We start from the raw sequence: 26,965 nt of genomic DNA on the forward strand, positions 1-26,965 counted from the left end.
CGCGATGCGGAGGTCTCGATATTAAGGTATCGACCGGGAGCGTCCCGCCTTCAGACGCCCGCCTTGCGAAGCCGCCGCAACTCCTTCGTTTTGTGCGCGAAGATCTCGCGCATGTACTTCATCGGGAGCGACCCCGCGTACAGGATCGTGTCGTGAAAGAACTTGTCCGAGTACGCCGTCCCGAGATCCTTCTTCACGCGGGCCTGGAGTTGGACAATCAGATGCTTCCCCAGCAGGTACGAGAGTTGGTACGCCGGCCAGTACGTGTAGCGCTTCACCTCCGCGATCGCGCCCGCCTTCTCCATCCCTGCTTCCCGCACGAGGAGCTCGACCGCCTCGCCGAACGACATGCGTCCCATGTGGAGGTCCACGTCGATCAGGATGCGGCACGCCCGCCAGATCTGGTCGAGGAGCTGGACGAACTTCGTCTTCGGGTCCGCGCTGAACCCCGCCTGCTTCATCATGTCCTCGCAGTAGTGCGCCCAGCCCTCCACGGTCTCCGTCGCGCCGACGAGGATCCGCGCATAGGAGGGGTTGAGGGTCGCGCACGTGAGCTGGAGGTGGTGGCCCGGGTACCCTTCGTGGACCGCCGTGTTGCGCGTGCCTGCATAGGAGTGTTCGCGCAACATCTCCGGCTTGTCCTCGATCGGCGTGACCATGTAGAACCCTTGCTTGCGCGGCTCGAATCGCGCGGGCGAGTTGTATGCCGCGAACGGGATGATATGCCGGATGTATGTCGGCGTCTCGATGACGCTCAGTTCCTCGTTCGGCGGGATCGTCGCGAGGTCGTGCTCGCGGATGAACGCCTTGGCGTCGGCCATCGCCTTCGCCGTGTAGGCGAGCGCCTCTTCGAACCGCGCCGGATGATCGGACTTGACGATCTCCTTCGCTTCTTCGACCGACGCGCCTCGTCGAATCTCTCCCGCGACCTGCGACAACGCTCGCTTGCTCTCCCGAAGGTACGTCTCCCCGACCGCGTAGATCTCCTCGACGGTCAGGCCGAGTTCCCGCAGGCGCACGAGCTTACGGAACTTTGCGGCGCCGATGCCGATCCGCTCTTCCGCTCGCGGGAGGAGTTCTTTCTCGATCCACGTGGCGTATGCCTGCAGGGCGTCGTTCGTCTTCGCGACCGCCTCCCGGAGCCGCGCGCGATCCGGACCCCCGAGGACGCCCGATCCCGCGCCTTCGATCACCTGTAGAAATCCGGGCAGCCGCTGGACCGATTCGAGTCCGATCTCCGACCATATCTTCACGGGCGCGCGGATCCGGCCTTTCGTCTCCTCGATGAACGCGGGCGACTTCTCAAGCCGGGCGGTGATGCTCTCGAGGCGCCGCGGCAAGGGCGCGAACTCGCGCATGAAGAGCGGGAAGAGGCCGTCGCCGACGCTCGGTGCGGCGTTGGGCATCGCCTGCCATATCGCGAGTTCCTCCGATTCGAAGATCCAGAGGCGAAACGAGTTGCGGAGGACGCCGTGATCGACGCGCTTCGAGGGAGACAGCGTCTTCGGGTCGATCGCCTCGAGCCGGCGCAGGAACCCCTTGATGCGCGATCGTTCCTCGAGCTCCGCTTCGTAAGAGCCGCGCGGAAGCAGGTGATCGTATTCGTGGATCCCCACATGGGTCGCGAAGCTCGGGTTCCACCGGATGTACCAATCGACAACCTCTTTGGCCAGGCCGTCCAGCTCTGCGTCGGACATCAGCGCGGGCATCGAACATCCCGGCTTAGCCTTGTCGCGTGGCCGTCACGCCGGCACGCGGCGGCCGCTCTTGTCGCGCCGGTAGCGGCCGAAGTCCTCGAAGCCCGCGAGTTGCTCCGCGGTGAAGATCGGGCCGTCGTAGCAGACGAGCTGGCTGTCGAGGGAGCACGCATCGCAGATGCCGATCCCGCACTTCATGTACCGTTCGAGGCTCGCCTGGACGGCGATCCCCCGCTTCCGGCCGAGGTCCACGACGGCTTTCATCATCCTCTCCGGGCCGCACGTCAGGACCATGTCGAACGGCTCGCGGTCCATCAGTTTCTCCGCGAGGGGCGCGGCGAACCCATGGAAACCGCGCGAGCCGTCGTCCGTCGCGATATGCACCTCCCCGCTCGCGTTCGCGCGATCGACGAACAGCAGCTCCTCCGCGGTCTTCGCGCCCACCGCCGTCACGACGCGGGCGCCTTGCTGCGCGAACGCCTCGATCGCGGCGATCATCGACGCCATGCCGCTTCCGCCGCCGACCGCGAGGACTCGCTCTCCCCGGAGACGGAACGCGTTTCCGTACGGCCCGCGCACGCCGATCCGGTCCCCCGCGTTGAACGCCGCGAGCGCGTGCGTCGCGTCCCCGTAATCCCGGACGGTGATGCCCTTGACGCCGCCGAGGTAGGACAGCGCCATGGGCAGCTCGTCGTACCGCGGGATCCAGACCATCAGGAACTGGCCCGGCTGTTCGGCGAAATCGGCTCGGAAGCGGTACGTGGTCGTCGAGGGCGTCTCCCGGACGATCTCGAGGAGGGACACGACCTGGATCCTAGGCATGCGCGACCCCGATCGCCTCGGGCACCGATGCGAATCCGGCCTCCTCCAGGAGGGACGCCATTTCCTTCGCGATCGCGTCGAAGACCCCGAGGCCTTTCGAGATGATCGCGGTCCCCACCTGGACGGCGCTGGCGCCCGCCATGATGTACTCGAGGGCGTCCCGGCCGGATCCGATGCCGCCGACGCCGATGACCGGGATGCGGACTTTCTCGCAGATGTCGTACACCGCGCGCACGCCGATCGGCCGGATGGCGGGGCCGCTGAGCCCGCCGTAGCGGTTGGCGAGGGACGGCATCTTCAACTCCGGCGTAATCGCCATCGCCTTCAGCGTGTTGATCGCGACGATTCCGTCGGCACCGCCTTCTTCGGCGGCGAGCGCGAACGTCGCGATGTCCTGGACGTTCGGGGAGAGCTTCGGCAAGACGGGCAGCGAGACGACGTCCTTGACGGCCCGGGTGAAATCTCGCACCGCGTCCTCGTGCTGCGCGATCTCCGTCCCGAGGCCTTTCGCGTGCGGACAGGAGAAGTTGAGTTCGATCGCCTTCACCCCGTACGTCGCCATCCTCGCCGCCACGCTCGCATACTCGTCCGCGTCCTTGCCGTAGACGGAGCCGATGACGACGGCGCCGGCCGTGAGGGCGCGCCTCACCTCGTGCTCGTACTCGACGACCCCGGGATTCGGGAGGCCGACCGCGTTCAGGAGGCCCGCATCGAGTTCGACGATCGTGGGGTTCGGATAGCCTTCCCGCGGCTCGGGGCCGACGCTCTTGGTCACGACGGCGCCGGCGCCTGCCTGGTAGACGCGGGCCATCGATCCGCCGGTCTCATCGAGGAAACCGGACGCGAGCATCGTCGGGTTCCGGAGCCTTACGCCCGCGATCTCCGTCCGGAGGTCGACCATCTTGCCGACCGAATCGACGGAACCGCTAAAGGCTTTGGGTGGGGCAATCACTGAGCCAACGGAGCGAGTGCCGCTTTCTGCCACCCTTGCTCGCGAGATCGGCACGGCTCGAGCGTCGCTTCGTCCGGCCCTCGGAGGATTCATCACGATGTAGCGCTCTGCCTGATCCACGAGTTCCGGCGTGCCGATCAATATCCCGACGCAATCCCCGCCGCCCGAGTCCTGGGCGTCCCCTCGCACCCACTTGGAAACGCTCCGTGTGACCTTTCGCTTCATGGCCTTGGTGTTGGTCGCCACGGGAGCAGGCTACCTGTCCACGGTCGCCATAGACTTCCTTCGGGGACAGGTCGGTCCGAGAACGATAGTCGCAATCGGAGCGGCGGCTCAACTGATCGGGGGCACCCTGCTCTGGCGTCAGCCCAATCCCGTGGGGCCGGACACGGTCCGCAAGAGCTTCGCGATTGTCTTCATGGCCATCGGGTCAGGCGTCCTCACATATTCCCTTCAGACTTTCTTGACCTACGGCACGGATGTTCTGGGACTACTTGGCCTGTCCAGCTTGGTATTAGGATTCGTATTGCTCGTCTGGGGAACGGTTTCGGTTGTGTCCAGACGCTACGCGGCTTGGTACCAAGGAACATGGGAAAAGCAGTGGCGGCGCCGTGACGAGAAGTTGAGGCAACGCCGTTAGCACTGCTGCCCCCTTGAGCGAACTGTTGCCGGCCCTCTGGTTCGTGCCCATCCTGCTCCTAGCCATCACCGACCGCGTCCGCAAAGGCCGCAGCTGACCGAGAAATCCCTACGGAGCCGCCTGTCCTCCTCGCGGTGGTCTGCTTAGCTGTCCCCTGCTGACTGTCCCGCGGCCCGTTGTCTCATTCGCTCTCTCCATCTATATACTCCGGGAATACTATGCGGCTTCTAGGAGAGGGCTGAGGGTAATGACCGTCGAACAGAACCTTCGTATGGTTGAAGCCGCGTTCGAAGCAATCAACGACCAAGACTGGGACCACCTGTTTGGGCTCCATATGGACAATATCGTCATGTCTTCCCCGGACCTGCCCGTTCCGGTGCAAGGTCGGGAAGCGGTCCAGGAACGGCTTCGGGCGTGGGGCGAGGCCCTTCCGGATCTCTCGTGGAAGAAACTGCGGGGTTTCGGACAGGGGGACTGGGTGTGCGTGGAACTCCTCATCTCGGGAACGCACAAAGGGCCGCTTCGCCACGGCCTCGATCAGGCGGCACTTGAACAAGGCAAGGAGGGGTACGTTCCGCCCACTGGGCAGCGCATCGAGCTTCGAGGGTGCGTCGTGTACAAGGTGGAACAAGGCGAGATTGCCGAGAGCCACATCTACTACGACCAACTCGAGCTGATGAAGCAGCTGAGGCTCGTGCCTTAGAAGCGCGCCGGGGAGGCCTTAGATAAAACGGTCGACAATCGGGTCGGCGACGGGACGCGGAGCTTTGGAGTATTCCACGAAAGAGCTGACGAAGCGTACGTTGCCGGACTTCGAGCGCCTCTTCGAGAAACGTCCGGCGCCCGGCGCGTTCGGGTGTTGGTGCATGTATCATCAGCGGGCCGGCCCCTTGGCCGCCAGCGACCGCCTCGAGTCCAGGGCCGAGGGAGCCGCTAGGCACCGGGACGAGAAGCGAGAACTCGTGGAGAGAGGGCGGTCCCACGGGATCTTGGTCTACTCGGACGGCGACCCGGTGGGATGGTGCCAATTCGGTCCGAGGGACGAGCTCCCTCGCGTCGACGGCGATCGGGGTTACCGGAGGCTCCTCCCGGAAGGCGACACGGAGCGACTTTGGAGGATCACGTGCTTTGTCGTCGAAGGCAAGCACCGCCGCCGTGGGGTCTCAAGCGTCGCCCTGAAGGCCGCCATGGACGCGATACGCCGCAGGGGAGGGGGTCTCGTCGAGGCCTATCCGATCGCCCGCTGGGGAGCCTACCGAGAGTACTTCGGAACGGTCTCGATGTTCGAGAGGGAGGGATTCAAGATCGTGGCGCCATTCGGAAAGAGCAACGTCGTCATGCGTCGGAAGATATGAACGGATAGAAACGGATCAACCAGGGCACAGAGGCTCCGCAGGGTCCTCCCCTGCGTCCTGTCCGGTTCGGTGACCCGCCTTCGCGGCGTCCGAACCCCCGCTCTCACGACGGGGGATTCCGGCCTCGCATGACGTACGCCCGGTAGGGTGCGTACAGTCCCAGGAGGGCTGCCACCGGAATCACCTGCCCGCAGAGCTGCCCCAGCTCATACCCTGCGAAAACGATGACGAACACCGTGAAGAGAACGACGACGATGAGGGCGACGAGCAGGATCTCCCCGGCATCCATATGCTTCGAGCCTCCACCTAAATCACGGACGGCGATTCGGGGTAGGACTTTGTCATCGGCATCAGCTGCGTTGCCCACCCTCGACCCAAGGGCGTTAGCCTCCCCCGATGCAAATCCCCCTGAACGATGATAATACTTTCTGTGCGCGGACCGCTAGCGACTCCGGGGGCAGGCTCAACGTCACGCGGCTCCGGGTTTTGTCACGCCTCCCCCGAGAACCTTTATGCAGACCGCCTCGCATCCAATGGGCGATGCGGGTCGCCGACGTGGGGCTCGATCCTCGGATCGTCGAGATCCTGAAGAAACAGGGGATCGAGGAGCTGTATCCGCCGCAGGCCGAGGCGATCGGTCCCGCGCTGCTCGGCGAGAACCTCGTCCTCGCCATCCCGACCGCGAGCGGCAAGTCCCTCGTGGCCTATTTGGCGATCCTCGCGTCCGTCCTCCGCGGGGGCAAGGCCCTCTACATCGTCCCGTTGCGAGCCCTCGCTGCGGAGAAGTACGAGGACCTGAAGGAGTTCGAGTCGCTCGGCCTCAGAGTCGGCATCAGCGTCGGGGACTACGACTCGATCGATCCGTCCCTCGAGAGGTTCGACGTCATCGTCGCGACGTCCGAACGCGCCGATTCTCTCCTGCGGCACCGGATCAACTGGCTCCAGCAGCTGACAGTTGTCGTGGCGGACGAGGTCCACCTGATCAACGACGGGGACCGCGGGCCCACCCTGGAGGTGACGCTCGCGAAGCTGCGGCAAGTCAACCCCAAGGCGCAGGTGCTCGCTCTGAGCGCCACGATCAAGAACTCCGGCCAGCTCGCGAAGTGGCTCGAAGCCGAACACGTCAAGAGCGAGTGGCGGCCGGTCCCCCTGAAGGAGGGCGTGTACCATGAGGGCCTCGTCCACTTCGTCGACCAATCCGTGCAGGAAGTGAAGGCCGGCGAGGACGACATCTCGGGGCTCGTGACGGACATCATGGCATCTGGCGGACAGGCTCTAATCTTTGTGAATACCCGTCGGTCCACCGAAGCGCTCGCTAAGGCCCTTGCGTCCCATGTGCGGGATCAACTCGGCGAAAAACGCCACGACCAGTTGAAGAAAGTAGCCGAAGGCCTCGCGGCCGCGCAGGACGAGCCGACTTCAATGGGTGCACGCCTTGCCCGGTGCATTGAAAGCGGGGTTGCTTTTCACAATGCGGGACTGACCAACGCGCAGCGCGGCGTTGTGGAGAAGGAGTTCAGAAAGGGTCGCATCGCGTGCATCGTCGCAACTCCTACCTTGTGTCTACATCCGGACACAATGATTACCACTCAGCGCGGACCCGTTCCGATTTCTCGGATACGGAAGGGCGACATGGTGTTGACTGACCGGGGGGTCTTCCGCAAAGTCCTCGGAACGAGCAGACGGTCCTTCGCAGGCGATCTGATCGAGATCAAGGCTGATGGCATGGTACCGGTTCTGATGACCCCGGGCCACAGGGTGCTCACGAACACCCAATACCGTTACGGATACCACGCCGGGGGTGTATCGTGGCACGAAATCCGTAGGAGCGAACCGGTTTGGGTAACCGCACGGAGACTGGCTGTTGGCGACCAAGTTCAGTCACCTGTGGAGTGCCCTTGGTCGATGGCGGATGGCGGGAGCCCCATGCTCCAGATTCATCGCCGGGAGTTCGTCGGCAGGAATCAGTTCGGGTCAGTGTTCCCTCATCCGAACGCGATACCGGTTCCCCAGCAGGTGCCGCTGGATGGTACGGTTGCGCGGTTCCTCGGTCTGTATGCCGCAGAGGGATACACTGGGCGAAATGGCATTGTTGGATTTGCCGTCGCTACGTCTGAGGAAGGCTTGACCCGGTTCATTACGTCGACGATGAGGAATGTCTTCCATGCGATGCCGAGGATTTCCGACACCACGAGACACCGTCGCAACATACGTTGTTGCTCAAGAGCGATGGCACAATATTTTGACGAAGCCGTTGGTCGCGGCGCGGCGAACAAACACTTCCCCGAAGAACTTCTCTCCGCGCCTCCCGAGATTATCGAACGATTGCTCCGGGGGCTATACGAAGGAGACGGGGCCATCCAGCCAAGCGGGGCTAACCGAGCCCGTCTCACGACCGTCTCGCCAAGGTTGGCCGATCAAGTCGTGCGAATGCTGAAACGGCTCGGGTACATGCCCTCTGTGTCGATCAGCCCTCCCCACGGCATCGGCAAACGCCCTCAATACCATGTGAAACTCAGCGGCAGACATGGAGTCGACTTCCTCACGTCTGTGATGGGGCTGCCACCTGCGAAAATCCGACTCGGGAACCGCACTTACAACACGAAAGAATTCGCCGATAACTCCTTCCGATCGACGGTGCGCAGGATCCGGAAAGTACCCTATTCCGGACCGGTGTACAACCTGCACGTTCACGGCGACCAGAGCTATACCTGCGCCTTCGGATTCGTGGTCCACAATTCAGCTGGAATCAACCTCCCAGCCCGGCGTGTCATCATCCGAGATTTGAATCGGTTCGACGTGAACTTCGGCCTCACACCGATCCCGGTCCTCGAAATCAAACAGATGTGCGGCCGGGCCGGCCGGCCGAAGTACGACAAATACGGCGAGGCGATCCTCTTTGCCAAGGACATCGACGAGATCGATGATCTCATGGACGAGTACTTCCGGAGCGAGCCGGAAGCCATCGAATCGAAGCTCGGATCCGAGCCCGCTCTCCGGATGCACGTCCTCGCGAGCGTCGCGACGGGCCACGTGAACTCGGAAGAGGACCTCCTGGCGTTCTTCAATCGCACCTTCTTCGCGTTCACCGGGGACGTCCACGAGATCCACGGGAAGATCCGCGAGGTCCTCGACTTCCTCGAGAAGGAGGACTTCATCACGCGCCGCGACGGCTTCCTGAAGGCGACGTTCTTCGGGAAGCGGACGAGCGATCTGTACATCGATCCGCTCAGCGCGGTCAAGATGCGAGACGCGCTGCGAGAGGCTCGCGACGACGCGCTATACCACCTGTGGACGATCTGCTCGACGCCCGACATGCCGAAACTCTACCTCCGCCGAGGCGACTATGCGTGGGTCGAGCAGAAGATTGAGGAGGCCGACCTCACGTTCCCGGTCGAAGACTACGACTTCTTCCTCGCCGAGGTGAAGACGGCCTCTCTGCTGCACGATTGGATCGCCGAGCGGACGGAGGAAGAGGTCACGAAGAAGTTCGGGATCGGGCCCGGGGACGTCCGGCGGATGACGGATCAGGGAGAGTGGCTCCTGTACTCGATGGCCGAGCTCGGGAAGATCTTCAACAAGAAGAAGGTCCGCGCGCTCACGCGTCTCACAATCCAGGTGCAGTACGGCGTCAAGGAGGAACTCCTCGAGCTCATCTCCCTCCGGGGCGTCGGCCGGGTTCGCGGCCGCGCGCTGTTCCAGCGCGGATTCAAGACCCTAAAGGATCTGCAGAAGGCGAATCCGAACGACCTCGCGCGCATCCCCACGATCGGACCGACGTTGGCGGTGAAAATCAAGGAGCAGGTCGGAGCGCCCGTCGACGTCCGTGAAGTCGAAGGACAGGCGGCGCTGGGGGACTTCACGTGACGTACGCGGTCGCCGGCGCCCGCGGCATCATCGGGGACCCCGAGAAGACCATCGAGGACGTCCACAAATGGGCGTCCGCGCGCGGTGGGGACGTCCTCGTGGCCGACGCCAAGGCGGTCTTCGGCCGAGACCACCTGGAAACGGCCGTGCGGCATGCGATGCGCGCCGAGGCCGCGAAGACGATGATTTCTCATTCCGTCTCCATGGAGACCTTGCGGTACCTGTCGGCCCAACGGCAAGTGTCGGATGCGATCCGAGTCGCGGGGATCCGCCGGGGCACCCGCGGGCTGGCCATCGTCGCCTTCGGAGCGGCATCGCTCGACGACCTGCTGGCGGAGTTCGGATGGACGCGCGACGACGACGTCCTCCGAGCGGAGCGGAAGTCGCTCCGGATCCTCGGCGTGTCCGAGGCGGAAGCCGCCACGGTGTCCCCGGAGTCCCAGGTCGACCTCGTCCTGGAGAAGGTCGCGCTGCTCGATGTGTTCCGGTGAGAATGCGGCGGCCAGGATTCGAACCTGGGAACCCCTGCGGGACGAGACCCTAAATCTCGCGCCGTTTCCGTGCTTGGCTACCGCCGCGCGGGACGGAAGCCTCGCGGACGTAGAAAAGGATTCTCGCCGTGGGAAAGTTACATGGCCGCCTCGGCCATGAGGGCTCCGATGGCCTTCGAGCGCCTTCCGTTCGACCCGGAGACGCACCTCGTCGACGTGCGCATGTTCCAGCAGGAGGGCTTCGGCGCGATCTACCTGATCGACGACGAGCGTAAGGCGATCGTCGAGACGGGCACGTCGTGGGACGCGGGGCGCATCCTCGAGGCGGTGCGGTCCTTCGGCTTGAGGCCGGCGGACGTCGACGCCTTGATCGTGTCGCACATCCACCTCGATCACGCCGGCGGAGCGGGCTTCCTGCTCGACGAGATGCCCCACGCCAAGGTGTACGTCCACGAGCGCGGTTTCAAACATCTGGCCGATCCGACGCGGCTGCTCGCGAGCGCCCAGGAGGCCCTTGGCCCGGAGGAGTCGCAGGCGTTCGGCACGATGCGCCCGATTCCCGCGGACCGCCTCGTCGCGGTCAAGGACGGCGATCGCCTGGAACTCGGCAAACACGCGTTGCGGTTCCTCGACTCCCCCGGGCACGCGCCGCACGAGCTGACGATCCTCGACGAGCGCACCCGGTCGCTGTACACGGGGGACGCGGCGGGGCTGTACTTCCCCGGGGACGAGATCCTCATGCCGATCGCCCCCGCGCCCTCGTTCGACCTCGGCGAGAACCTCGAGACGCTCCAGCGGATCCTCGCCCTCGAGCCGAGGGCCCTCCTCTTCAGCCACTACGGGCCGCACTCGAATCCGAAGGACGCGATCGATGCGATGATGATCGCCTACCCGGCGTGGGCGCGGGTGGTGAAGGAGCGGCTCGCCTCGAAGGGCCCGGACGGGGTCTTGCGGCAACTGTACGACATGAGCTGCCGCGCCGCGAAGCGCTATCCCAGGGAGTTCCTCGAGCGTCGGATCCGAACGAGCATCACGGGCCTCGCGGCCTACCACGAACGGATGGAACATGCTGCCCCCGTCCGTTGAGGAGGCGATCCGGGGGATCGCGGAGGACCGCACGAGCGGCGCGTCGAAGCTCGCGCGCCTCGCCCTGGAGGTCATGGGGCTCGCGATCATGGAGGCGAAGGGACGTCCGGATCCCAAGGACCTCGCAGAGGCCGCCCGGCGGATTTCCGACGCACAACCCGCGATGTCGATCGTCCACAACGTCGCGCATCTGGTCGCCCAGCTGGTCGGCGAAGGCCAGGAGCCGAAGGCGGTCTTCGAGACGACCCGGGAGGAGCTCGATGCGGCCCGGGAGAAGATCGCGCGCACGTTCCTCAAGGTCGCCCCGGACCGTGGGGCCGTCGTCACGGTGAGTTACAGCGAAAACGTCCTCGAGGCCCTGCGGACCGCGCACGGGAGGGGACGGGTCGACCGGGTGTTCGTCATGGAGTCCCGGCCGCTCTTCGAAGGCCGCACGCTCGCGAAGGACCTCGGGGCCGCGGGGATTCCCGTGACGCTCGTCGCCGATACGGTCGGTCCGTCGCTCATGGACGACGCCGCGTGCGCGCTCGTCGGCGCCGATGCCGTCTTGCGCGATGCGGCCGTCGTGAACAAGGTCGGCACGTACGGGCTCGCGCTCGCCGCGATGGATCGGAAGAAGCCGTTCTACGTCGCGTGCGAGTCCCTGAAGTTCGATGCCCGCTACGACGCGGCCTCGTGGCCCGTCCCCGGTCCGCGTCCGCCCGAGGAGGTGTGGGACGCGCGGGGCGATCGGATCGAGGTCCTCAATCGATACTTCGAGATCACCCCGGGCCGCCTTGTGACGACCACAGTGACGGAGCGGGGCACGTACGCCCCAGACGTCATCCGGACGATGCTCGCCCAGGCCCGGGCTCCCCGACCCGTGCGCGGGTGACGTCGCAGGCATATCGTTGTCACCCAGGTTCATATAGCCGGCCCTATAACGCGGTTATAGAGACCATGGGACAACAGGAGCTGCACATCGTGCTCGTGTCGAACGACCCGAACCGCGCCTACCCGGCGTTCCAGCTCGCGATGGGCGCCGCGGCGATGGGACACAAGGCCCGCGTGTATGCGACGACGGCCGGCTTGGACCTCCTGCGGAAGGGCGCCGCGGACAAGGTCCAGCTCCCGGGCTATCCGCCGCTCGGGCAGATCCTGCGGGACGCGATCAAGTACGGCGCGGAGGTGTGCGCCTGCGCCGCCTCGAGCGACATCCTGAAGGGTCAGGGCATCACCCCGGAGACGGTCGAGCCGGGCGTCAAGCTCGAGGACATGATCGGCTTCCTGAACGAGGCGCTGCCCGCCGCGAAGGACGGCGGCGTCGTGACGTTCATCTGAGCGAGACCATGCACGCGACGGGACTCCTCGAGCGGAACGCGATGCCGGCCCGCGTCGTCGACACCCGGGGCCTCCTCTGCCCCTATCCGTTCATCGAGGCGAAACGAGCCCTCGAGTCGCTTCCCTCCGGAGCGGAGCTTGAGATCCTGACCGACAGCGAGCCGACCGCCGTGTCGTCGATCCCAATTCTCTGCGCGCAAGGCGGATATCCGTTCGCGAGCGCACGACGCGGCGACGTCTGGCAGATCGTCATCCGGAAGCCATAGCCCCAAATCTTCATCCGCGCCGGGCCGGTACGACCGCCGATGCTCGGCGGGGAGCCGCAGGGACTCGATCCGATCGAGGAGGGCATCCGCCTCTTCAACGACCGGTACTTCTTCGAGGCGCACGAAGTCCTCGAGGCTGTGTGGCGTGAGGAGCACGGCGAGTCGAAGCTATTCCTCCAGGGCCTCATCCAAATCTGCGCGGCGTACCATCACACGCAGAACGGCAACGCGATCGGCGCGGTGACTCTCCTGGAGCGGGGCGCGGAGAAGATCCGGCGGTACCCGCCGGGCTATCTCGGCATCGATACGGCCCCCCTGCTCGCCCACATCGAGGCAGACCGCGCTCGCCTCGGGAGGATGCAGCGCGGGGAGGAGCCGGAGGCGACCCTCGACTTCCCCCGAATCGAGCGCAAACGTCAAACCTGACCGACTCGGAACATAGGAGTGGAGTCGTTTCCATGATCCAAACTCTCGATTTCGGAGGCTTCGACGTTCGGATGCGAGCCCGCGTCGAGGGACGATTGCGGCCCTGCAAGGGCGCGGCATCCGAACGATCTACGTCCTCGGGCGCGATAGAACAGCCCGTGCGGTGGCCGCCGGGCCCTCGTGTTCGGGCGGCCGCAAGTCATCTAAGGCGGGGATCGACAAACTCGCGTCGACCCTCGAGGAGGCGTGAGGCGGTGCGCGAGATTGCGCCGCCGCTGGAGGCTGAGGACGAAGCTGACGAGAGCGCCCCGGCTTCATCGGGGAGCCTCTCGGTCCTGGCACCCGCTCCGCCGGAGACGATGGGAGTGACGGACGGCTCTCACGTTCCGGTCCGACCCGCAGTGTCCTCCGCTCGGGCGGTTTCGACCGCGTCCTCGAGCAACCTAGCAATCGGGTCGATTTGCTGAAGAATCCTCTGCGCGTCAAAGCGGGCCCTAGACCGGGCGAAGAACACGGTGGCAAACCACGTGGCGCGTGTAGGTTCCACGGAGGCCGCCGGGCGAGGTGCGAATACGAACAGCCACGAGACTTTACTCATCATCTGGACCCGGACTTCCTCCAGACGATGGCGCAAGGAATCCGGTCCATGTTTCGCATCGACACGCACCAAGCGGCGCATTCGCATCAGCCCTCTGCGGAGAATCCTCAGGTCTTCCATGGAGGGAAGGGCTTTGCCGCCTGCCGGGGATCCGACGAGATAGAATTGCGGCCCTGGCGGAGTCCACATGATGACCAGGCCGTTGTCAAAGACGAATGTGGGTCCGGACCCCCGTGGCACGCCGGCCGCCTTGAGTCTCGGCGCGAGAGCTCGTGCGAGGTCGAATACCCGCCGGAACTGCCTTCGAAGATAGAGCAGTAAGAGCCCGAGCAGAACGGGTTCGACCACCGCGTACCCGATAAACCCCGGTGGAAATTCCTCTGGGAACATGAGGACAAAGTAGCCAAGCGCTCCGACGGCGAATGCAGAAGTGCCGAGAAAGGCTACCGTGAATAGAGTGGTCTTTCGCCGGTACGCCCGCTCGAACCCCGCCACGGGATCGGCAGATCCCAGCATCACAACATCATGGACACGGCTGCGTTAATGCTTGCCCTGACCAGGGAAAGTCGGGCCTCTACATCGTCGCGGGGCCGCTGTGCTACAGGAACTCGGCCAACAATTCTTCGGGGTCCGCGACCCCGAGCGGCTGCCGCACGGGCGGGCCCTTCTTGAACGCCGGCTCGAGATCCTCGTAGGTCGGCACGTCCTCCGTGCGGTAGAACAGGCCGAGAGGGATCCGCTCCCGCTGCACAAAGGGCCATTCGATCGCCTTCGCGAAGGCCGCCTTCATGTCGCTCGGATCGTGGCCTTCCTTCTGCAGGTCGTACACCCGCTCGCGGAAGAAGTCGTACGTGTTCACCTTGTTGTACGTCACGCAGGGCGACATGCAGTCGATCAGCGAGAACCCGTGGTGCGTGATGCCGTTCTTGACGAGCTCCGCCATGCCCTTCACGTCGCCGCTGAACGCCCGCGCGACGTACGTCGCGCCGGAGGCGAGCGCGAGGGAGATCGGATCGACGGGGTTCTCGATGACGCCCACGATGGGCGTGGATTTGGTCTTCATCCCTTTCTCCGACGTCGGGCTCGCCTGCCCCGTCGTGAGCCCGTAGGTCTGATTGTTCATCACGAGATAGGTGATGTCGAAGTTCCGGCGCATCGCGTGGATGAAGTGCCCCACGCCGATCCCGTATCCGTCTCCGTCGCCGCCGGTCACGATGACGTTCAGTTCCGGATTCGCCAGCTTGACGCCCTCCGCAACGGGGAGCGCGCGTCCGTGGATCGCGTGGAATCCGTATGTCGAGAGAAAGTGCGGCAGATTGCTCGAGCATCCGATCCCCGAGACGATCACGACGTTCCACGGCTCGAGCTGGAGGGCGTGGATCGAGGTCTGCAGCGCCCGCAGGACCGCGAAGTCGCCGCAGCCCGGGCACCACGTCGGCTTGATCTCGGACTTGTACGTGTCCATCTCGAACTCGAGTTTCATGCGACCGCCTCCAGGATGTGATCCGCGATGTCCCGCCATGTGAAGGGCTCGCCGTCCGACTTGCCATAGAAGGCGTTCGCCTTGTGGCCCGTCTCGGCCCGCAGAAGCCGCGTGAACTGGCCCGTGTAGTTGCCCTCCACGGACAGGGTCTGTTTCGCGCCTCGGAGGAGGCGCTCCGTCTCCTCGACGTGGAACGGGAAGACCGTCGGGAACTCGAGGCTGTTCACCTTGACCCCGTCCGATTCGTCGACGTGCAGGATCGCTTCGTGGGCCGCCCCCCAAGTCGATCCCCAGATCAAGAGCGTCAGGTCCGCGTTCTTCGGTCCCCAGAGCTCCGGGGGTGGCGTGTCCTTCCGCAGGCCGACGAGCTTCCGCATGCGCTTCGCGTGCATCTTGCGGCGTTCCTCGACGTGCTCCGGAAGGCCCGCGAGGACGTCCGAGATCAGCTCGCTGCTCTCCATGTGCTCGTCCGTCGCCGCGACGTGCTGGAAGCCCTTCGTGCCCGGGATCGCGCGCGGGCTCACGCCGCTCTCCGTGATCAGGTAGCGCCGGAATTCCTTCGAGGTCCCGCCATCCGCCGCCATCATCCCGCGGACGATCGGGACGTTGAAGTCGAGCTTCTCGACCGTGCGGTAGCCTTCGCCCAGGAAGAGGTCCGAGATGACGATGATCGGCGTCTGGTAGATCTCCGCGAGGTTGAACGCCTGCGCGGTGAGGGAGAAGCATTCCTCGGGGTTGCGCGGCGCCAGGATCGCCCGGGGCCAGTCGCCCTGGCCGGCGCCGAGTGCGAGGTTGAGGTCCCCCTGCTCCGTCTTCGTCGGGAGGCCCGTCGACGGACCGCTCCGCTGCACGAGGACCGCGACGAGCGGCGTCTCCGTCATGCCGGCCTGGCCGATCGCCTCGACCATCAGGCTGAAGCCGCCTCCGGATGTGGCGGTCATCGCGCGCACGCCGGCGAAGCCCGCGCCGACGGTCATGTTCATCGCCGCGAGCTCGTCCTCGACCTGCTTCACGACGACGCCGTGCGCGGGACCGTGCAAGGCCATCCAATGCAAGATCGACGACGCCGGCGTCATCGGATACTGCGCGAGGAACTTCACGCCGGCCGCGAGGGCGCCGAGGCAGACCGCCTCGTTCCCGGTCATGAGGTACTTCGCCTCGTTGGTATAGGCGAGCCCGTAGTTCAGGGTCCCGCCCGCCTCGTCCACCGCCGCGGCACCGAGCTTCGCGGCCTGGATGTTCTGCTGCACGACCTCCGGCTTCTTGTCGCCCCAGATGTCTTTGAAGGCGCTCTCCACGTGCCGGAAGTCCAGGTCGAAAAGCTTGACGACGGCGCCGAGGCCGACCGTATTCCGCATCAGGGCGTTCGGCGAGAGCGTCTGCGCCTTCTTGCGAAGCGGGATCCCGATCAGCCGCACGTTCTTGCGGAGCTTCTTCGGGTCCGGCTTCGTGCCGTCCACGTCGTACACGATTGCGCCGCCCTCGTTGACGTCGCCTTGGTGCACGTCCATCGTCTGCTGGTTCAGGCACATCACGACGTCCGGGTCGACGCCTTGCGAGAGGACGGGATCGAGCCCGCCGCGGACCTGGGTCCAGACATGGCCGCCCCGGATCACGCTCTGATACGACGAATACGTCCACGTGTTCAGGCCGCTCCGCGCGCAGATCTTCGCGAAGCTCTCCGCGGTCGACGAGACGCCGTCCCCTGCGGCGCCCCCGATGCGGGCTACGAGGTCTCGCTTCGACATGATCGCACCCGACGTCGGCGGACTCCCTCTCCGGCTTCCCTCTTCAACACCGTCCCAATTTAATATACTCTTGCATCGGATGGGACGAGAGGCAAGCAGTCGAAGACCACTACGAGGTGCGTGGTCGTAGCTCCGGTTGGCTCAAAATCAGGTCAGCGTATCCGAGGCCCTGAAGGTCGGTTTCTCTGTACCCTCCATTCTTCAGACGTCGGAAGGACCGAAAGATTGCGAACGTACCCGTCCTGCGGAAACCTGGCTTCCGAGGGTCCCCTACCGGCGGGCCAAACGGGGTGATCACGAGATGACGAATCCGCTTCGGCAAGAATCCGAACACCAAAATCCAAACCGGGCGTTCGAGTACGATGAGAAGCGCCACATACTTGGGCCCAACGATTTTCATGGAAATCACACCTTCTGGAAGAGGCTTCTCGTAGAGCGCATCTCCCACATCCGGGATGACCTGTACTTTGTCTCCAAGCTCGAATAACGGGCCGAATTGAGTTTCGTCAACAGCGTCATCTCGAATAGTATGCCACCTGCCGACACGCCAAGTGTCTTCCAGTCCGTCAGTTAGGTCGAATGGGCGATTTGCTCGAATAAACTCTTGCGTGTGATGTCTCGCATGGACGGAGGGCCGCCCGCCGAAGAAACGCTTTTCCGGGCGGCCGCGTTCCTCCCGCGATCGGCGATGAAGGCGGTACCCGACCTCCCGAAGCACCCGAAGCCGCTCGGGCCGTACTCGCACTGCGTCGTGGCGAACGGATTCGTGTTCGTCTCCGGGCAGACGCCTCTCGTGCCCGGCGGCAAGCCGGGCGAATGGGCGGCGGCCGATGCGGCAGGCCAGACGCGACAATGCCTTCGGAATGTACAGTCCATCCTCGAGGAGCTCGGTCTCGGGATGAGCGCTGTCGTGAAGACGACGGTCTTCCTCGCGGATCCGAAAGACTTCGCCGCGATGAACGAAGCGTACAAGGAATTCTTCCCGGAGGATCCGCCGGCGCGATCTCCCGCGAGGATCGGCACGGAGCCCCCGGGGTTGCGGGTCGTCATCGAGGCGATCGCGGTCTACGAGCCGCGGGCGGAGGAGTAGTTACCACCAAACGGGGATAACGTACACCACGGGGGACCCGGTCTGCGCTAACCCTATTCGGTGGTAACGCGACGCGATCGGGTTCGGGCCATACCTGAACCCTACCTGTACGCGACACATGGACGACCTTTCGATGTTATCACCAAACGGTGGTAACGCGCAAGTGGGTTGCGGCCTCGCGGCGAAGCGCATCCGACACCGCTGGTACCTGTACTTCTGGGAGTACGGCCATCGGACCTCTCCCCCGCGCCGATCATGGATCTACGTCGGTCCGGTCGGGCGGCCGCGGACCCGCGAACGCGCCGCCGCGCTCCTCCTCGCGTACCACCTGAAGGCGCGGGATGAGTTGGACCGCCGCATCCAGAGACTGCTCGGCCGCGCCGGTCGCGGATGACTAGAACGACACCCGGGCGAGGGTCTTCGTCGCCCTCACGCCTTCAATCGCGCGGATCTTTGAAATGACGATATCCCCGATCGCGTCGAAGGAGTCCGCCTCGACCTTCGCGATGAGGTCGTACTCCCCGAAGAGAGGGTACAGCTCGACGATGTGCTCGACCTTCATCAGCTTCTGATAGACCTCTTTTTCTCGGGTCGGTTCGATGTCGATGAGGACGAAGCCGATGGCCGTGAGGGGCACCCCTCACTTTTTGCGTACATCCGAGTCGTAGATAAGGATATCGCGGTGCCGAGAAACAAGTGACATCCGATGTCGCACGACCGAGTCTCATGTGGGATTCTCAGGGGTGAGGATACAAGTACAACCCGACCTCTCAAATCGACTCGTGCCACGAAAGCCCGGGGCACCGGGCGATCCCGCACCGGTGTTCCCCGTCGAGACGCTCCGACACTGGTACGTCACGCCTTTCGGGGGTCGATCGCCAGAACTCGACCTCTCCCAGATCGGCATCAACGGCGAGGCGATCGAGAAGAATACCTCCCTCGATCCCGGAATGGACCGCGTGCGCGTGACGGTCCTCGGTCACCTGCGTCGTCCGGTCCTCCTCGATCGTTTCTTCGAGGTCGTTCCCCTCGATGAGCGTCATCCGGACGCCTTCCGCCAGTCGCCGATGGGCGAAGCGGTCCTACCAGAGGGCGACGAGGTCTTGCGGCCTCGGGACGCCCCGCATCCCGGGGATGAGGTCGTGATCAGCAGCGTCGCGAGCCAGCGACTCGGACTCCTCGCGGACTCGGAGGCGTTCGCCGGGGTCGTCGCCGAGCTGGTCCGCCGCGCCCGTGCGACGGATCAGGAGAACAGCTGAGCCGCCGCCCCACGGAAGACCGCCGTCCTCGGGCTTCGTCGCAATCGTTTTTATCGGCCGCCGGCCTAGGAGGGACGATGCGGGTCGGCGTCATCGGCGTCCAAGGCGACGTGAGCGAGCACGTCGACGCGGTCGCGCGCGCGATGCGCGAGTACGGGAAGGAAGGCGAGGCGATCGCCGTGCGCCGTCCCGACGATCTCGCGCGGGTCGATGCCCTCACGATCCCCGGCGGCGAGAGCACGACGATCTCGAAGCTCCTCGTCACCCTCGGCCTGTTCGATGAGATCGTGCGCCGCGCGACGGATGAAGCGATGCCGATCATGGGCACGTGCGCGGGGTGCATCCTCCTCTCGAAGGACGCCGGGGCCCAAGGGGAGAAGACGAAGACGAGGCTCCTGGGCCTCATGGACATGGCGGTCGACCGGAACGCGTTCGGCCGGCAGCGTGAGTCGTTCGAAACGGACCTCGAGGTCGAAGGACTTCCGACGCCGTTCCACTGCGTGTTCATCCGCGCCCCCGCGATCGTGCGGACGTGGGGCGGCTGCGCGCCCCTCGCCCGCTACAAAGACCGGACCGTCCTCGCGAGGCAGGGCAACCTCATCGGCTCGGCGTTCCATCCCGAGCTGGGCGGCGACCTCCGAATCCACCGCGGGTTCCTCGATCTCGTCTAGCGCTCCTCCATGGAGGGGAGTCCGCCATTTGCTCAAACCTGGCAGGGAAGAACGGTGGCGGTTGACTACGGACGAAGGTCACGAGGCCCCGGTCTGCGAGCGGGATGCCGTTCCGACCAACTGGGCGGAAAGCCCATCCGGCCAGTGAAAGAAAAGGGGCGGAAGATCGTCGAGCCGTTTCCGACTCTTTGGACGGAAATGCATAGTCGCCGCGCGCGGTCATTTCCGACCAAAAGGACGGAAGTCAGCCGATCGCAGCGGACGTGATCTCGTGATCGATCCGGTGGGATTCTAGGAAGGCCTGGATGTCTCCCAGGAGAGATGGCCGGACGAAGAGGACGGACTGGCCGAGGTATCGTACGCCGTCCCGTTCCGCGAACCCAGGGCGACGGTATACCTTTCCGCCGTGCACGCTCGTATCGCCGTAGACAAACCGCCGCAACCGCGCCGCTGTCGCCGCATCCGAGCTGTCGACATCCCAAGTAACGAGAAATCCCGATTCACGAGGCCTCCGTTTTCCCTGCCGCACCCTCCGCATCGTGGACTTTCGAGCCATCTTTCCGACCATTTGGACGGAAGGACTCGGTGCGTCGTCAATGTTCATGGAGGAGGGATGTGCGAAAGTGAAAATCCGCCTTGCGTCGGGTAGATTCGTAAGGCCTTTCAGACCCTGGTGCAGAAGCCCGCACAGGTCTCGCTCGATGGGCAGCCGGGCCGCAATCCCGGACAGTTTCCCGGAAGCGGTGCTAGAACAGGACGATCACAAGGGCGCCGAGGGCGATCGCTCCGCTCAGGGTAACGTACAGCGCCGGCCGTAGGACCGCCATCGTCGAGCTGATCGACGTCGTGAGGCGCGAGGCGGATTGCGGCCCGAAGATCCGGAACTCCGGGATCTCGCCGGCGAACGCGGCGGCGTCGGCCGGCTCGAGACCTGCCACCGCCTCGGTGACCGCCGCCTCCGTCTGCGCCAGGATCGTCTCGCGATCGAGCACCGCGCCCACCGCGTTGAAGCCGTCCATCGTCAGGTTGACGGAGTGGTTGTCCGTGGTCATCGCCTCGGACTCGCCGACGATTCCGGAGACCCGCGCGCGGAGGTCGTCCCGGATCCCCGGGACCATGTTGTTCCCGTCGAAGAGGATGTACGCGGTCCGCTGCCCGCCCGTCTCGACGACGAGCGCCTCGATGCCGCGCGCCCCGATCCCTTGGTCCGGCGAAGCGAATCCGCGGCGCGACGCGTACCCGACCCGCGGCCGGCTCTTCGGCGCCTTCAGCGCGGCCTCGGTGGCGGCCTTCGCGGCCTCGATGATCTCGTGGCTCCGCTGGCTGCCGAACAGTGTGAGGCCGACGCCCGGCTCGAGGCAGTTGTGCGCGTCGACGAAGATTGCGTCCCGTGCGCCGAGGATCCGCGCCTCCTGGACCGCCGCGTGGCCGGTCGCGCTGTCGATGTCGTCCGTCGGGTTCGGGGCGAACGACGCGACGATCAGGACGACGTCGCCAAACGCCTGCGCGAGCGCCGACGCCCGGGCGAACGAAGCGCGGCACGAGCGGCCCACCCGGACGCCGTACTCCGCGGTCGTCGAGAGCGCCCGCACGGCGTCGGAGACTTTCTGCACTTCCGCCGACGTGGCGGGGTTCTCGTCGTGGGTCGTCGGGCCGTGGGCGACGAGGACGTTCGGCGTGAGGTCGGAGAGGCCGCGGGCCACCTTCGACGGGAGGTCGCTCCCGCTCACGTATCCCATCGGGCCCGGATGGACCGTCGGCGCAACAAACAGCGCCTTCACGCCCCTCGAGGTCCGGAAGGCGAGGCCGCCCACCCGGACGCGGGCCGCGACGCTGATCGAGTGGAAGAACCCTTCCAGCTCGGCGATGCCCGCTTCCTCCGGCTCCGCGTAGTGGTCGAGCGTGAAGCGCAGGAGCTTCAGGCCGTCGACGCCGAACGAGCGGAGGAGGGGCCGCTTCGCGATTTCCGCGTACGCGACGGCGCTGCCGAAGAACAACGCGAACACGGAGAGCGCGATCGCGACGTCCGCGGGTCCGAAGGCCGGCACGAACAGCGCGAGGCCCGCGAGGCCGAGGAGCGGATGGAGGGAGGCAGCGGGGAGCGAGCGCAGGTGCTTCGAGTTCGACGTCGCGGACAGGATGACCTCGCGGACCCACAGGATCGCGCCGTACCCGAGGACCACGACCCGGTCGATCCGGAACGCGTACGTCACGCCGCCGAAGATCGAGTACGCGGACCAGACGACCACGGCGAAGAGTTCGAACGAACCCAGGAAGATGAGCCCGACGAAGACGAGGAGGAACGATCGGCGGAAGTACATGCGGCCCCCGAGGCGCTCCGCCACGGGGACGGTCCCCAGCGCCGCGACGCAGGCGGGCAGCGCGATCGCGACCGTGCCGACGGCGACCCGCCCCGCATCGAGGGACGGGTACACGAGCAGGTACGCCTCCACGGCCGCGAACGCGAGGATCGGGACGACCATCCGCTGCGGCCTCGGGGACAGGAACAGGCGGCGGGCCAGGCGCGTCGTCTCCGCTTGGCTCTCCGCCACCGTCGTCGGGCGGCGCGCCTGCATTCAGTCCGCCTTCACGGCCTGGATGATGCGCCGCAACGCGTCGCCTTCGCGCGCCACCTCGACGATCGTCCCCGTGACGACGACGTCCGCGCCCGCGCGCGAGACCGCCGACGCCGCTTCGGGCGTGCGGATCCCGCCGCCGACGACGACCGGGATCCCGATCGCCTCGTGGACGGCGCGGATCAGCCGGTCCGGCACGGGCTCCGGCGCGCCGCTCCCCGCCTCGAGGTAGACGAGCTTCATGCCGAGCATCTGCGCCGCGAGGGCGTACTGCACCGCGACGATCGGGTTCTTCCGCGCGATGAGGTCCGCGTCCCCGACTTCACCCGCCCGCATCCCCGGCTCGACGACGAGGTAGGCCATCGGGATCGTCTCGATCCCCCACGCCGCCACGATCGGCGCGGCGAGGCGTTGCTCGCCGATGATCAGCCGCGGATCCCGGCTGTTCAGCAGGCTCATGAAGTACAAGGCGTCCGCGTGGGGGGAGAGGTTGCGTGCGTTCGCCGGGAACAGGATGACGGGCAGCTTCGCGGCGTCCTTGATCGCGAGGACCGTCGCGTCGACCTTGTCTTGCGTCACCCCGGTCGAGCCGCCCACCATCACGGCGTCCGTCCCGGCCTGGGCGGCCTCTGCCGCGATCGTCCCGGCGTCCTGGGCCGTCTGCTTCTCCGGGTCCAGGAGGGTCATGTGGAGCCGACGTTCCTTGCGCCGGCCGACGATGTACTCGTACACGTTCACGCGAACGCACCTGCGAGGAAGGCGGCGAGGGCGACGATCATCGCGTACTTCGTCACGCGCGCCGAGCGGGACGGATTCGCGGCCGAGTGGAGGGCGGCGTAGATAAACATTCCGTCCGCCGGGATCACGACGACCGCGTATCCGACGGACAGGAGTCCCAGGTAGAGCGGGAGGACGCTGAGGAGGACCCCGACGGCGAGGATCGCCCCCGCCACGATGCCCGCCCGCCGCTTCCCGATCCGCTGGGGCAAGGTCCGTCGGTCCACGTCCCCCCGCACGTCCTCGATGTCCTTCGTGACCTCGCGGCCGAACGTCGCGACGGAGGCAAGGGCCGCCAAGATGCCGGTCCGCATCAACGGGCCGGGGTCCGAGGCGAAGACGGAGACGCCCGCGAAGAGGAAGAGCGAGCCGACCAGATAGGAAATCACGACGTTGCCCGCGAGGCCCCGGGCCTTCCACCGCGCCTCGTACGTGAACATGAGGCCCGCGTTCACCCCGACGATGGCGAGGGCGTACGGACTGATGAAGCTCGCCAGAAACCCCGCGAGCAGGAACGCCGCGATGACGAAAGCCTTGGCCGCAAGGACGGAGACGTCTCCCGACACGAGAGGTCGCTCCGGATGGTTCACGCGATCCGTCTCGCGATCGAAGAGATCGTTCAGGGCGTTGCCTCCGGCGGTGAAGGAGGCGGCTGCGCCACCCGCGAGCGCGACGGAAGGTGCCGACGATGTGTATGCCGCGGTCCCGACGGCCACGACGCCTCCGATCGCGACGCCCACCGCGGACATCGCGCAATTCAGGGGGCGAGCGAGACGGAAGGCGCCGCGCACGGTTGCGGCGTAGGCCGGGCGTTGCTATAACGGTTGCCCGCCTCGGAGGCCCACCGGGACCACGAGAAATCCGAACCGCTCCGATTCTGGCGCATCGTCGTCGGCACGGGTTCCTCCGCGGCCGCGACCCACACACGATCCGGAGGCCGTCGGCTGTCGGTGGAACGCGACGAGACCGGAACGGGGCATCGCCTTTCACCGATCGGACGGTAAGGGCCGTCCGATGCGGCAGGTTGAGCGTTTGCCCGTCCTGGACGGTATCATCCGTGATTATCACCGGCGGACAGTCACAACCCTTTTACTCCCCTCGATTCATGCATATCTCAGTCCACCGGTCGAGGGGGGTGAGTTCTATCGCGATTCGCCACACAGAAGGGGTTCCCGAGGTCGTGAGCGAGCGGCCGACGAAGCGAGCGAGAGCAGGGTTGCGCAAGGCGACGAAAGCACGAAACGCCGAGGAAGCGATCGGACAATCGGAAGGTCTCGTCACCGTCCTGCGTCTGACGCAGGCCGACCTGACGCCGGCCGAGGACTCGATCCGGATCGCGAAGCACCTGTTCGACGACCGTCAGTACACGAAGGCGTTCCGCGCTGCGAAGCGCGCCGAGTCGCTCGCCCTCTCCCTCGACGAACGCTTCAATGCGTACCAGGAGGCGGCGAAGGCGCTGCGTGAGCGGATCGAGGCGATGCGGAATCTCGGTCTCCCGACGGCGACGATCGAGGGCGTACCCCATCGCGCCGAGGAGCAGGTCGTCGCCGGCACCTGGGACGACGACATCTTCGTGCCGGACTACGTCGCGGGGCGGGTCCTCCTCGAGCGCGCGGAACGGGAGGGGCGCACCGTCCAGGAGGACGCGGAGCGCGCGTCGAACGCGATCTTCGCGGCGGAGCTGGCGATCGAGCGGCTCGTCCAGATTGAGGGGCCGCCGGATCCGATCGTCTTCGCGAACGGCGTCGGGGCGCTCCTCGAGGCGGCGTTGCACTACGCGACCCGGGAGCTCGCCATCGGGAACGCGAAGGGGGCGACCTTGATCGCACGCGACCTCGAGGCGAAGGCGGCCTCCCTCCGAACGTTGTTCGGCGAGGCGACGAGAAACCTCGCGTCGACGGAAGCGCACCTCGCGGAACTCCGGGGAGAAGGCATCCTCACCGAGCGGCACGAGGGCCAGACCAAGATGGCGCGGGACCTCCTCGCGAAAGGGCTCATCGAGCCCGGGAGCGCGATGGCCACGCGACTCATGCGGGAGGTGATGTCGTTCGGCGAGACATACCGCAAGGCCACGACCGGCCTCGCCGATGCCGAGGTCGTGTACGGCCGGCTCAAGGGGGAGGGATTCCGGTCCTACGATGCGGACGTCGCCCTCGAGGACACGCGGACGGCCGTCCGCAAGGGGAACTACGCGCGTGCGATCGAGCACCTCGAGCGCGCCTTCGAGGCGTTCCAGCGCCGGACGAACGCGGGGCAGACGCTCGCGAAGTCGATCTTCGAGACGCAGGCGCGGATCGAGGGCCTCCAGGGGAGCGGCCTGTCGTTCCTGCCGGACATCCAGGACGTCTTGGCACGCGCCGAGCGGGAGTTCGCCGGCGGAAACTACTCGGACTCCAGCGAGGATCTGCGGCTTGCCACCGTCCTCCTCGATCAGGCGACGCGTCCCCTCGGGCCGAAGAAGTGAGCGGCGGCCTTAAGCCGCGCGCGTCCTTGCGTCCCGCGGATGGGTGAGCACTACTTCACGGAGCGGCCCGCCTCCCGGCGCCGGCCGGCGGACGTCCGGGTCGTCGTGCGAGGCCGTTCGTTCACCTTGCGGACCGATGCGGGCGTCTTCTCCCGCGGCCGGCTCGACGCGGGGACCCGGCTGCTCATCGAGGCGCTCGACATCGAGCCGGGCGAAACGCTCCTCGACCTCGGTTGCGGGTTCGGTGCGATCGGCATCGTGGCGGCGAGGCTCTCGGATGGAGGCCACGTCATCTTCACGGACGTCAACGAGCGGGCGGTGGCCCTCGCGAAGGCGAACCTCCGGGCGAACGGCGTCGAGAACGCGGAGGTCCGCACGGGCGACCTCTACGAGCCGGTCCGGGGGATGGCGTTCGACCACGTCGCCTGCAACCCTCCGATTCGGGCGGGCCGTGCGGTCGTCGACCGCATCGTGTCGGAGGCGCCGGACCACCTCCTCGACGGCGGGCGCCTCTGGCTCGTCGTCCGGACGAAGCTGGGCGCCGAATCGATCCGCGACCGCATGGTCCACGCCTTCGGGAACGCCGACGTCGTGAAGCGAGGCGGCGGATACAAGGTGCTCCGCTCCCGGAAGGCGACGGGGTGAGACGATCGCCGGGAAAATGGCACCCTCCGGCGGGCGGGTGCGGTCGGCCCGGGACGACGACGCGGCGAAGTTGACCCCACTCTGAACCGCTACCGCTACGAGAGCCTCGACTCCGGATTCACCGCCGACATCGACGGGGACGATGCCGGCCTCGTCGCCGAATATCCGGGCCTCTGGCGGCGGACTCCTTAACCTTAAATAGCTCGTGAAGTTTGGACGTCCGTCCCATCCGGGGATTGCTCAATGCCTGAGGAGAAGCCCGAGCCCGAAGCCCCACCCGCCCCGGCGAAGCCGGAGAGAGCGGAGCGGCCCTCGAAGAAGAAGGTCGAGGAAAAGGAGGAACCGAAGGCCCCGACGGCACCGAAGAAGCTCGAGGGCGTGAAGGAAGACTTCCGGTACATCGTGCGCATGGCGAACACAGACCTCGACGGGACGCGGCGGGTCGCGTACGCGCTCACGGCGATCCCGGGCGTCGGGATCCGCGTCGCGGAGGCGGTCTCCGACCTCGCGGCGGTCCCGAAGCGCGATCGGCTCGGGAACCTCTCCGAGGAGCAGACGGACAAGATCGAGGCGACGCTGGGCAACCTCAGCGAAGCGTTCCCGCACTGGATGGTGAACCGGCCGAAGGACTGGGAGTCTGGCCTCGACCTGCACGCGTTCGGCGCGGACGTCGAGATCCATCGCCGGGACGACATCAACCGCATGAAGATGATCCGATCGTATCGGGGCGTC

Annotated in this window: 29 protein-coding genes and 1 tRNA gene; 17 read left to right on the forward strand and 13 right to left on the reverse strand. The window is 65.9% G+C overall.

The genetic code is table 11. The features are described from left to right. Nucleotides 1-50: 50 nt before the first annotated feature. The 3 genes from VF992_00255 to VF992_00265 are packed head-to-tail and all read right to left on the reverse strand — an operon-like array spanning nt 51 to nt 3,420. The gene (locus VF992_00255) at nt 51-1,697 is read right to left on the reverse strand and encodes a DUF885 domain-containing protein (protein ID HEX9339597.1); all 1,647 of its coding nucleotides are present in this window, start codon (nt 1,695-1,697) and stop codon (nt 51-53) included. A 45-nt stretch (nt 1,698-1,742) separates the two neighbouring features. Then, nucleotides 1,743-2,519, reverse strand: coding sequence for a dihydroorotate dehydrogenase electron transfer subunit (locus tag VF992_00260; GenBank protein ID HEX9339598.1), 777 nt, complete (start codon nt 2,517-2,519; stop codon nt 1,743-1,745). Further along, complete coding sequence (locus tag VF992_00265) at nt 2,512-3,420, reverse strand: dihydroorotate dehydrogenase (GenBank protein ID HEX9339599.1); 909 nt, start codon at nt 3,418-3,420, stop codon at nt 2,512-2,514. Before VF992_00265 ends, VF992_00260 begins: the two co-directional genes overlap by 8 nt. Before the next feature lie 938 nt (nt 3,421-4,358). Here VF992_00265 and VF992_00270 point away from each other — a divergent pair. After that, a complete protein-coding gene (locus tag VF992_00270; GenBank protein ID HEX9339600.1) occupies nt 4,359-4,814 on the forward strand; it encodes an ester cyclase in 456 nt (151 codons plus the stop codon). A gap of 100 nt (nt 4,815-4,914) precedes the next feature. Further along, a complete protein-coding gene (locus tag VF992_00275) occupies nt 4,915-5,466 on the forward strand; it encodes a GNAT family N-acetyltransferase (protein HEX9339601.1) in 552 nt (183 codons plus the stop codon). Between the two features lie 103 nt (nt 5,467-5,569). Here the strand turns inward: VF992_00275 and VF992_00280 are convergent, their stop codons facing one another. After that, on the reverse strand, nt 5,570-5,755 hold the full coding sequence (locus VF992_00280; GenBank protein ID HEX9339602.1) for a hypothetical protein: 186 nt from the start codon (nt 5,753-5,755) through the stop codon (nt 5,570-5,572). A 251-nt stretch (nt 5,756-6,006) separates the two neighbouring features. On the opposite strand from VF992_00280, the gene VF992_00285 reads away from it, so the two are divergent. Together VF992_00285 and cgi121 are read left to right on the forward strand one after the other, a co-directional pair. Beyond that, nucleotides 6,007-9,333 carry a DEAD/DEAH box helicase gene (locus tag VF992_00285; protein HEX9339603.1) on the forward strand — a complete coding sequence of 1,109 codons (3,327 nt, stop codon included), beginning with the start codon at nt 6,007-6,009 and terminating at the stop codon, nt 9,331-9,333. Next, entirely contained in the window at nt 9,330-9,824 is a 495-nt protein-coding gene (cgi121, locus tag VF992_00290) for a KEOPS complex subunit Cgi121 (protein HEX9339604.1), read from the forward strand. Before VF992_00285 ends, cgi121 begins: the two co-directional genes overlap by 4 nt. Nucleotides 9,825-9,827: 3 nt before the next feature. On the opposite strand, the gene VF992_00295 is transcribed toward cgi121, so the two are convergent. Beyond that, a tRNA-Leu gene (locus VF992_00295) sits at nt 9,828-9,911 on the reverse strand. Nucleotides 9,912-9,992: 81 nt separating this feature from the next. Between VF992_00295 and VF992_00300 the strand changes: the two genes are divergently transcribed. From VF992_00300 to VF992_00320, 5 genes are all read left to right on the forward strand, one after another. Then, nucleotides 9,993-10,910, forward strand: coding sequence for an MBL fold metallo-hydrolase (locus VF992_00300; GenBank protein ID HEX9339605.1), 918 nt, complete (start codon nt 9,993-9,995; stop codon nt 10,908-10,910). Then, nucleotides 10,891-11,784 carry a hypothetical protein gene (locus VF992_00305; protein ID HEX9339606.1) on the forward strand — a complete coding sequence of 298 codons (894 nt, stop codon included), beginning with the start codon at nt 10,891-10,893 and terminating at the stop codon, nt 11,782-11,784. The genes VF992_00300 and VF992_00305 overlap by 20 nt, the downstream gene beginning before the upstream one ends. Nucleotides 11,785-11,849: 65 nt before the next feature. Further along, nucleotides 11,850-12,230: a DsrE/DsrF/DrsH-like family protein gene (locus VF992_00310; GenBank protein HEX9339607.1), complete on the forward strand. Its 381-nt coding sequence runs from the start codon at nt 11,850-11,852 to the stop codon at nt 12,228-12,230. A gap of 8 nt (nt 12,231-12,238) precedes the next feature. Beyond that, the gene (locus VF992_00315) at nt 12,239-12,496 is read left to right on the forward strand and encodes a sulfurtransferase TusA family protein (GenBank protein ID HEX9339608.1); all 258 of its coding nucleotides are present in this window, start codon (nt 12,239-12,241) and stop codon (nt 12,494-12,496) included. Between the two features lie 39 nt (nt 12,497-12,535). Beyond that, nucleotides 12,536-12,922: a DUF309 domain-containing protein gene (locus tag VF992_00320; GenBank protein HEX9339609.1), complete on the forward strand. Its 387-nt coding sequence runs from the start codon at nt 12,536-12,538 to the stop codon at nt 12,920-12,922. Nucleotides 12,923-13,301: 379 nt separating this feature from the next. On the opposite strand, the gene VF992_00325 is transcribed toward VF992_00320, so the two are convergent. The 3 genes from VF992_00325 to VF992_00335 form a co-directional block, all read right to left on the reverse strand. Continuing rightward, nucleotides 13,302-14,036 carry a hypothetical protein gene (locus VF992_00325; GenBank protein HEX9339610.1) on the reverse strand — a complete coding sequence of 245 codons (735 nt, stop codon included), beginning with the start codon at nt 14,034-14,036 and terminating at the stop codon, nt 13,302-13,304. A gap of 82 nt (nt 14,037-14,118) precedes the next feature. Next, nucleotides 14,119-15,003: a thiamine pyrophosphate-dependent enzyme gene (locus VF992_00330; GenBank protein ID HEX9339611.1), complete on the reverse strand. Its 885-nt coding sequence runs from the start codon at nt 15,001-15,003 to the stop codon at nt 14,119-14,121. Beyond that, entirely contained in the window at nt 15,000-16,751 is a 1,752-nt protein-coding gene (locus VF992_00335; GenBank protein HEX9339612.1) for a 2-oxoacid:acceptor oxidoreductase subunit alpha, read from the reverse strand. Before VF992_00335 ends, VF992_00330 begins: the two co-directional genes overlap by 4 nt. Nucleotides 16,752-17,439: 688 nt before the next feature. On the opposite strand from VF992_00335, the gene VF992_00340 reads away from it, so the two are divergent. Both VF992_00340 and VF992_00345 read left to right on the forward strand, forming a co-directional pair. Then, on the forward strand, nt 17,440-17,841 hold the full coding sequence (locus VF992_00340) for a RidA family protein (GenBank protein ID HEX9339613.1): 402 nt from the start codon (nt 17,440-17,442) through the stop codon (nt 17,839-17,841). A 163-nt stretch (nt 17,842-18,004) separates the two neighbouring features. Next, on the forward strand, nt 18,005-18,235 hold the full coding sequence (locus tag VF992_00345) for a hypothetical protein (GenBank protein HEX9339614.1): 231 nt from the start codon (nt 18,005-18,007) through the stop codon (nt 18,233-18,235). On the opposite strand, the gene VF992_00350 is transcribed toward VF992_00345, so the two are convergent. Next, nucleotides 18,236-18,478, reverse strand: a complete 243-nt coding sequence (locus VF992_00350; protein ID HEX9339615.1) for an Lrp/AsnC ligand binding domain-containing protein — start codon at nt 18,476-18,478, stop codon at nt 18,236-18,238. It abuts the gene before it with no gap. A 145-nt stretch (nt 18,479-18,623) separates the two neighbouring features. On the opposite strand from VF992_00350, the gene VF992_00355 reads away from it, so the two are divergent. After that, complete coding sequence (locus tag VF992_00355) at nt 18,624-19,100, forward strand: hypothetical protein (protein HEX9339616.1); 477 nt, start codon at nt 18,624-18,626, stop codon at nt 19,098-19,100. A gap of 77 nt (nt 19,101-19,177) precedes the next feature. Beyond that, on the forward strand, nt 19,178-19,771 hold the full coding sequence (gene pdxT / locus VF992_00360) for a pyridoxal 5'-phosphate synthase glutaminase subunit PdxT (GenBank protein ID HEX9339617.1): 594 nt from the start codon (nt 19,178-19,180) through the stop codon (nt 19,769-19,771). A 244-nt stretch (nt 19,772-20,015) separates the two neighbouring features. Here the strand turns inward: pdxT and VF992_00365 are convergent, their stop codons facing one another. The 4 genes from VF992_00365 to VF992_00380 all read right to left on the reverse strand — a co-directional run bounded on the left by VF992_00365 (nt 20,016) and on the right by VF992_00380 (nt 23,915). Further along, nucleotides 20,016-20,339 (reverse strand): hypothetical protein, encoded by a 324-nt coding sequence (locus VF992_00365; GenBank protein HEX9339618.1) that lies wholly within the window; start codon nt 20,337-20,339, stop codon nt 20,016-20,018. Between the two features lie 178 nt (nt 20,340-20,517). Then, nucleotides 20,518-22,347 (reverse strand): DUF2070 family protein, encoded by a 1,830-nt coding sequence (locus VF992_00370; GenBank protein ID HEX9339619.1) that lies wholly within the window; start codon nt 22,345-22,347, stop codon nt 20,518-20,520. Continuing rightward, the gene (locus VF992_00375) at nt 22,348-23,085 is read right to left on the reverse strand and encodes a geranylgeranylglyceryl/heptaprenylglyceryl phosphate synthase (protein HEX9339620.1); all 738 of its coding nucleotides are present in this window, start codon (nt 23,083-23,085) and stop codon (nt 22,348-22,350) included. Next, on the reverse strand, nt 23,082-23,915 hold the full coding sequence (locus VF992_00380; GenBank protein HEX9339621.1) for a geranylgeranylglycerol-phosphate geranylgeranyltransferase: 834 nt from the start codon (nt 23,913-23,915) through the stop codon (nt 23,082-23,084). The genes VF992_00375 and VF992_00380 overlap by 4 nt, the downstream gene beginning before the upstream one ends. Nucleotides 23,916-24,304: 389 nt before the next feature. On the opposite strand from VF992_00380, the gene VF992_00385 reads away from it, so the two are divergent. The 4 genes from VF992_00385 to rpsM form a co-directional block, all read left to right on the forward strand. Next, entirely contained in the window at nt 24,305-25,588 is a 1,284-nt protein-coding gene (locus tag VF992_00385; GenBank protein ID HEX9339622.1) for a hypothetical protein, read from the forward strand. Between the two features lie 39 nt (nt 25,589-25,627). Further along, nucleotides 25,628-26,233 (forward strand): class I SAM-dependent methyltransferase, encoded by a 606-nt coding sequence (locus tag VF992_00390; GenBank protein HEX9339623.1) that lies wholly within the window; start codon nt 25,628-25,630, stop codon nt 26,231-26,233. Nucleotides 26,234-26,314: 81 nt separating this feature from the next. Then, nucleotides 26,315-26,425, forward strand: coding sequence for a putative glycolipid-binding domain-containing protein (locus VF992_00395; protein HEX9339624.1), 111 nt, complete (start codon nt 26,315-26,317; stop codon nt 26,423-26,425). A gap of 51 nt (nt 26,426-26,476) precedes the next feature. Beyond that, nucleotides 26,477-26,965: 30S ribosomal protein S13 (gene rpsM, locus VF992_00400; GenBank protein HEX9339625.1), on the forward strand; the 489-nt coding region annotated here is incomplete at its 3' end.

The organism is Thermoplasmata archaeon (assembly GCA_036395115.1).
In the GTDB taxonomy this organism is placed as follows: Archaea; Thermoplasmatota; Thermoplasmata; order RBG-16-68-12; family RBG-16-68-12; genus RBG-16-68-12.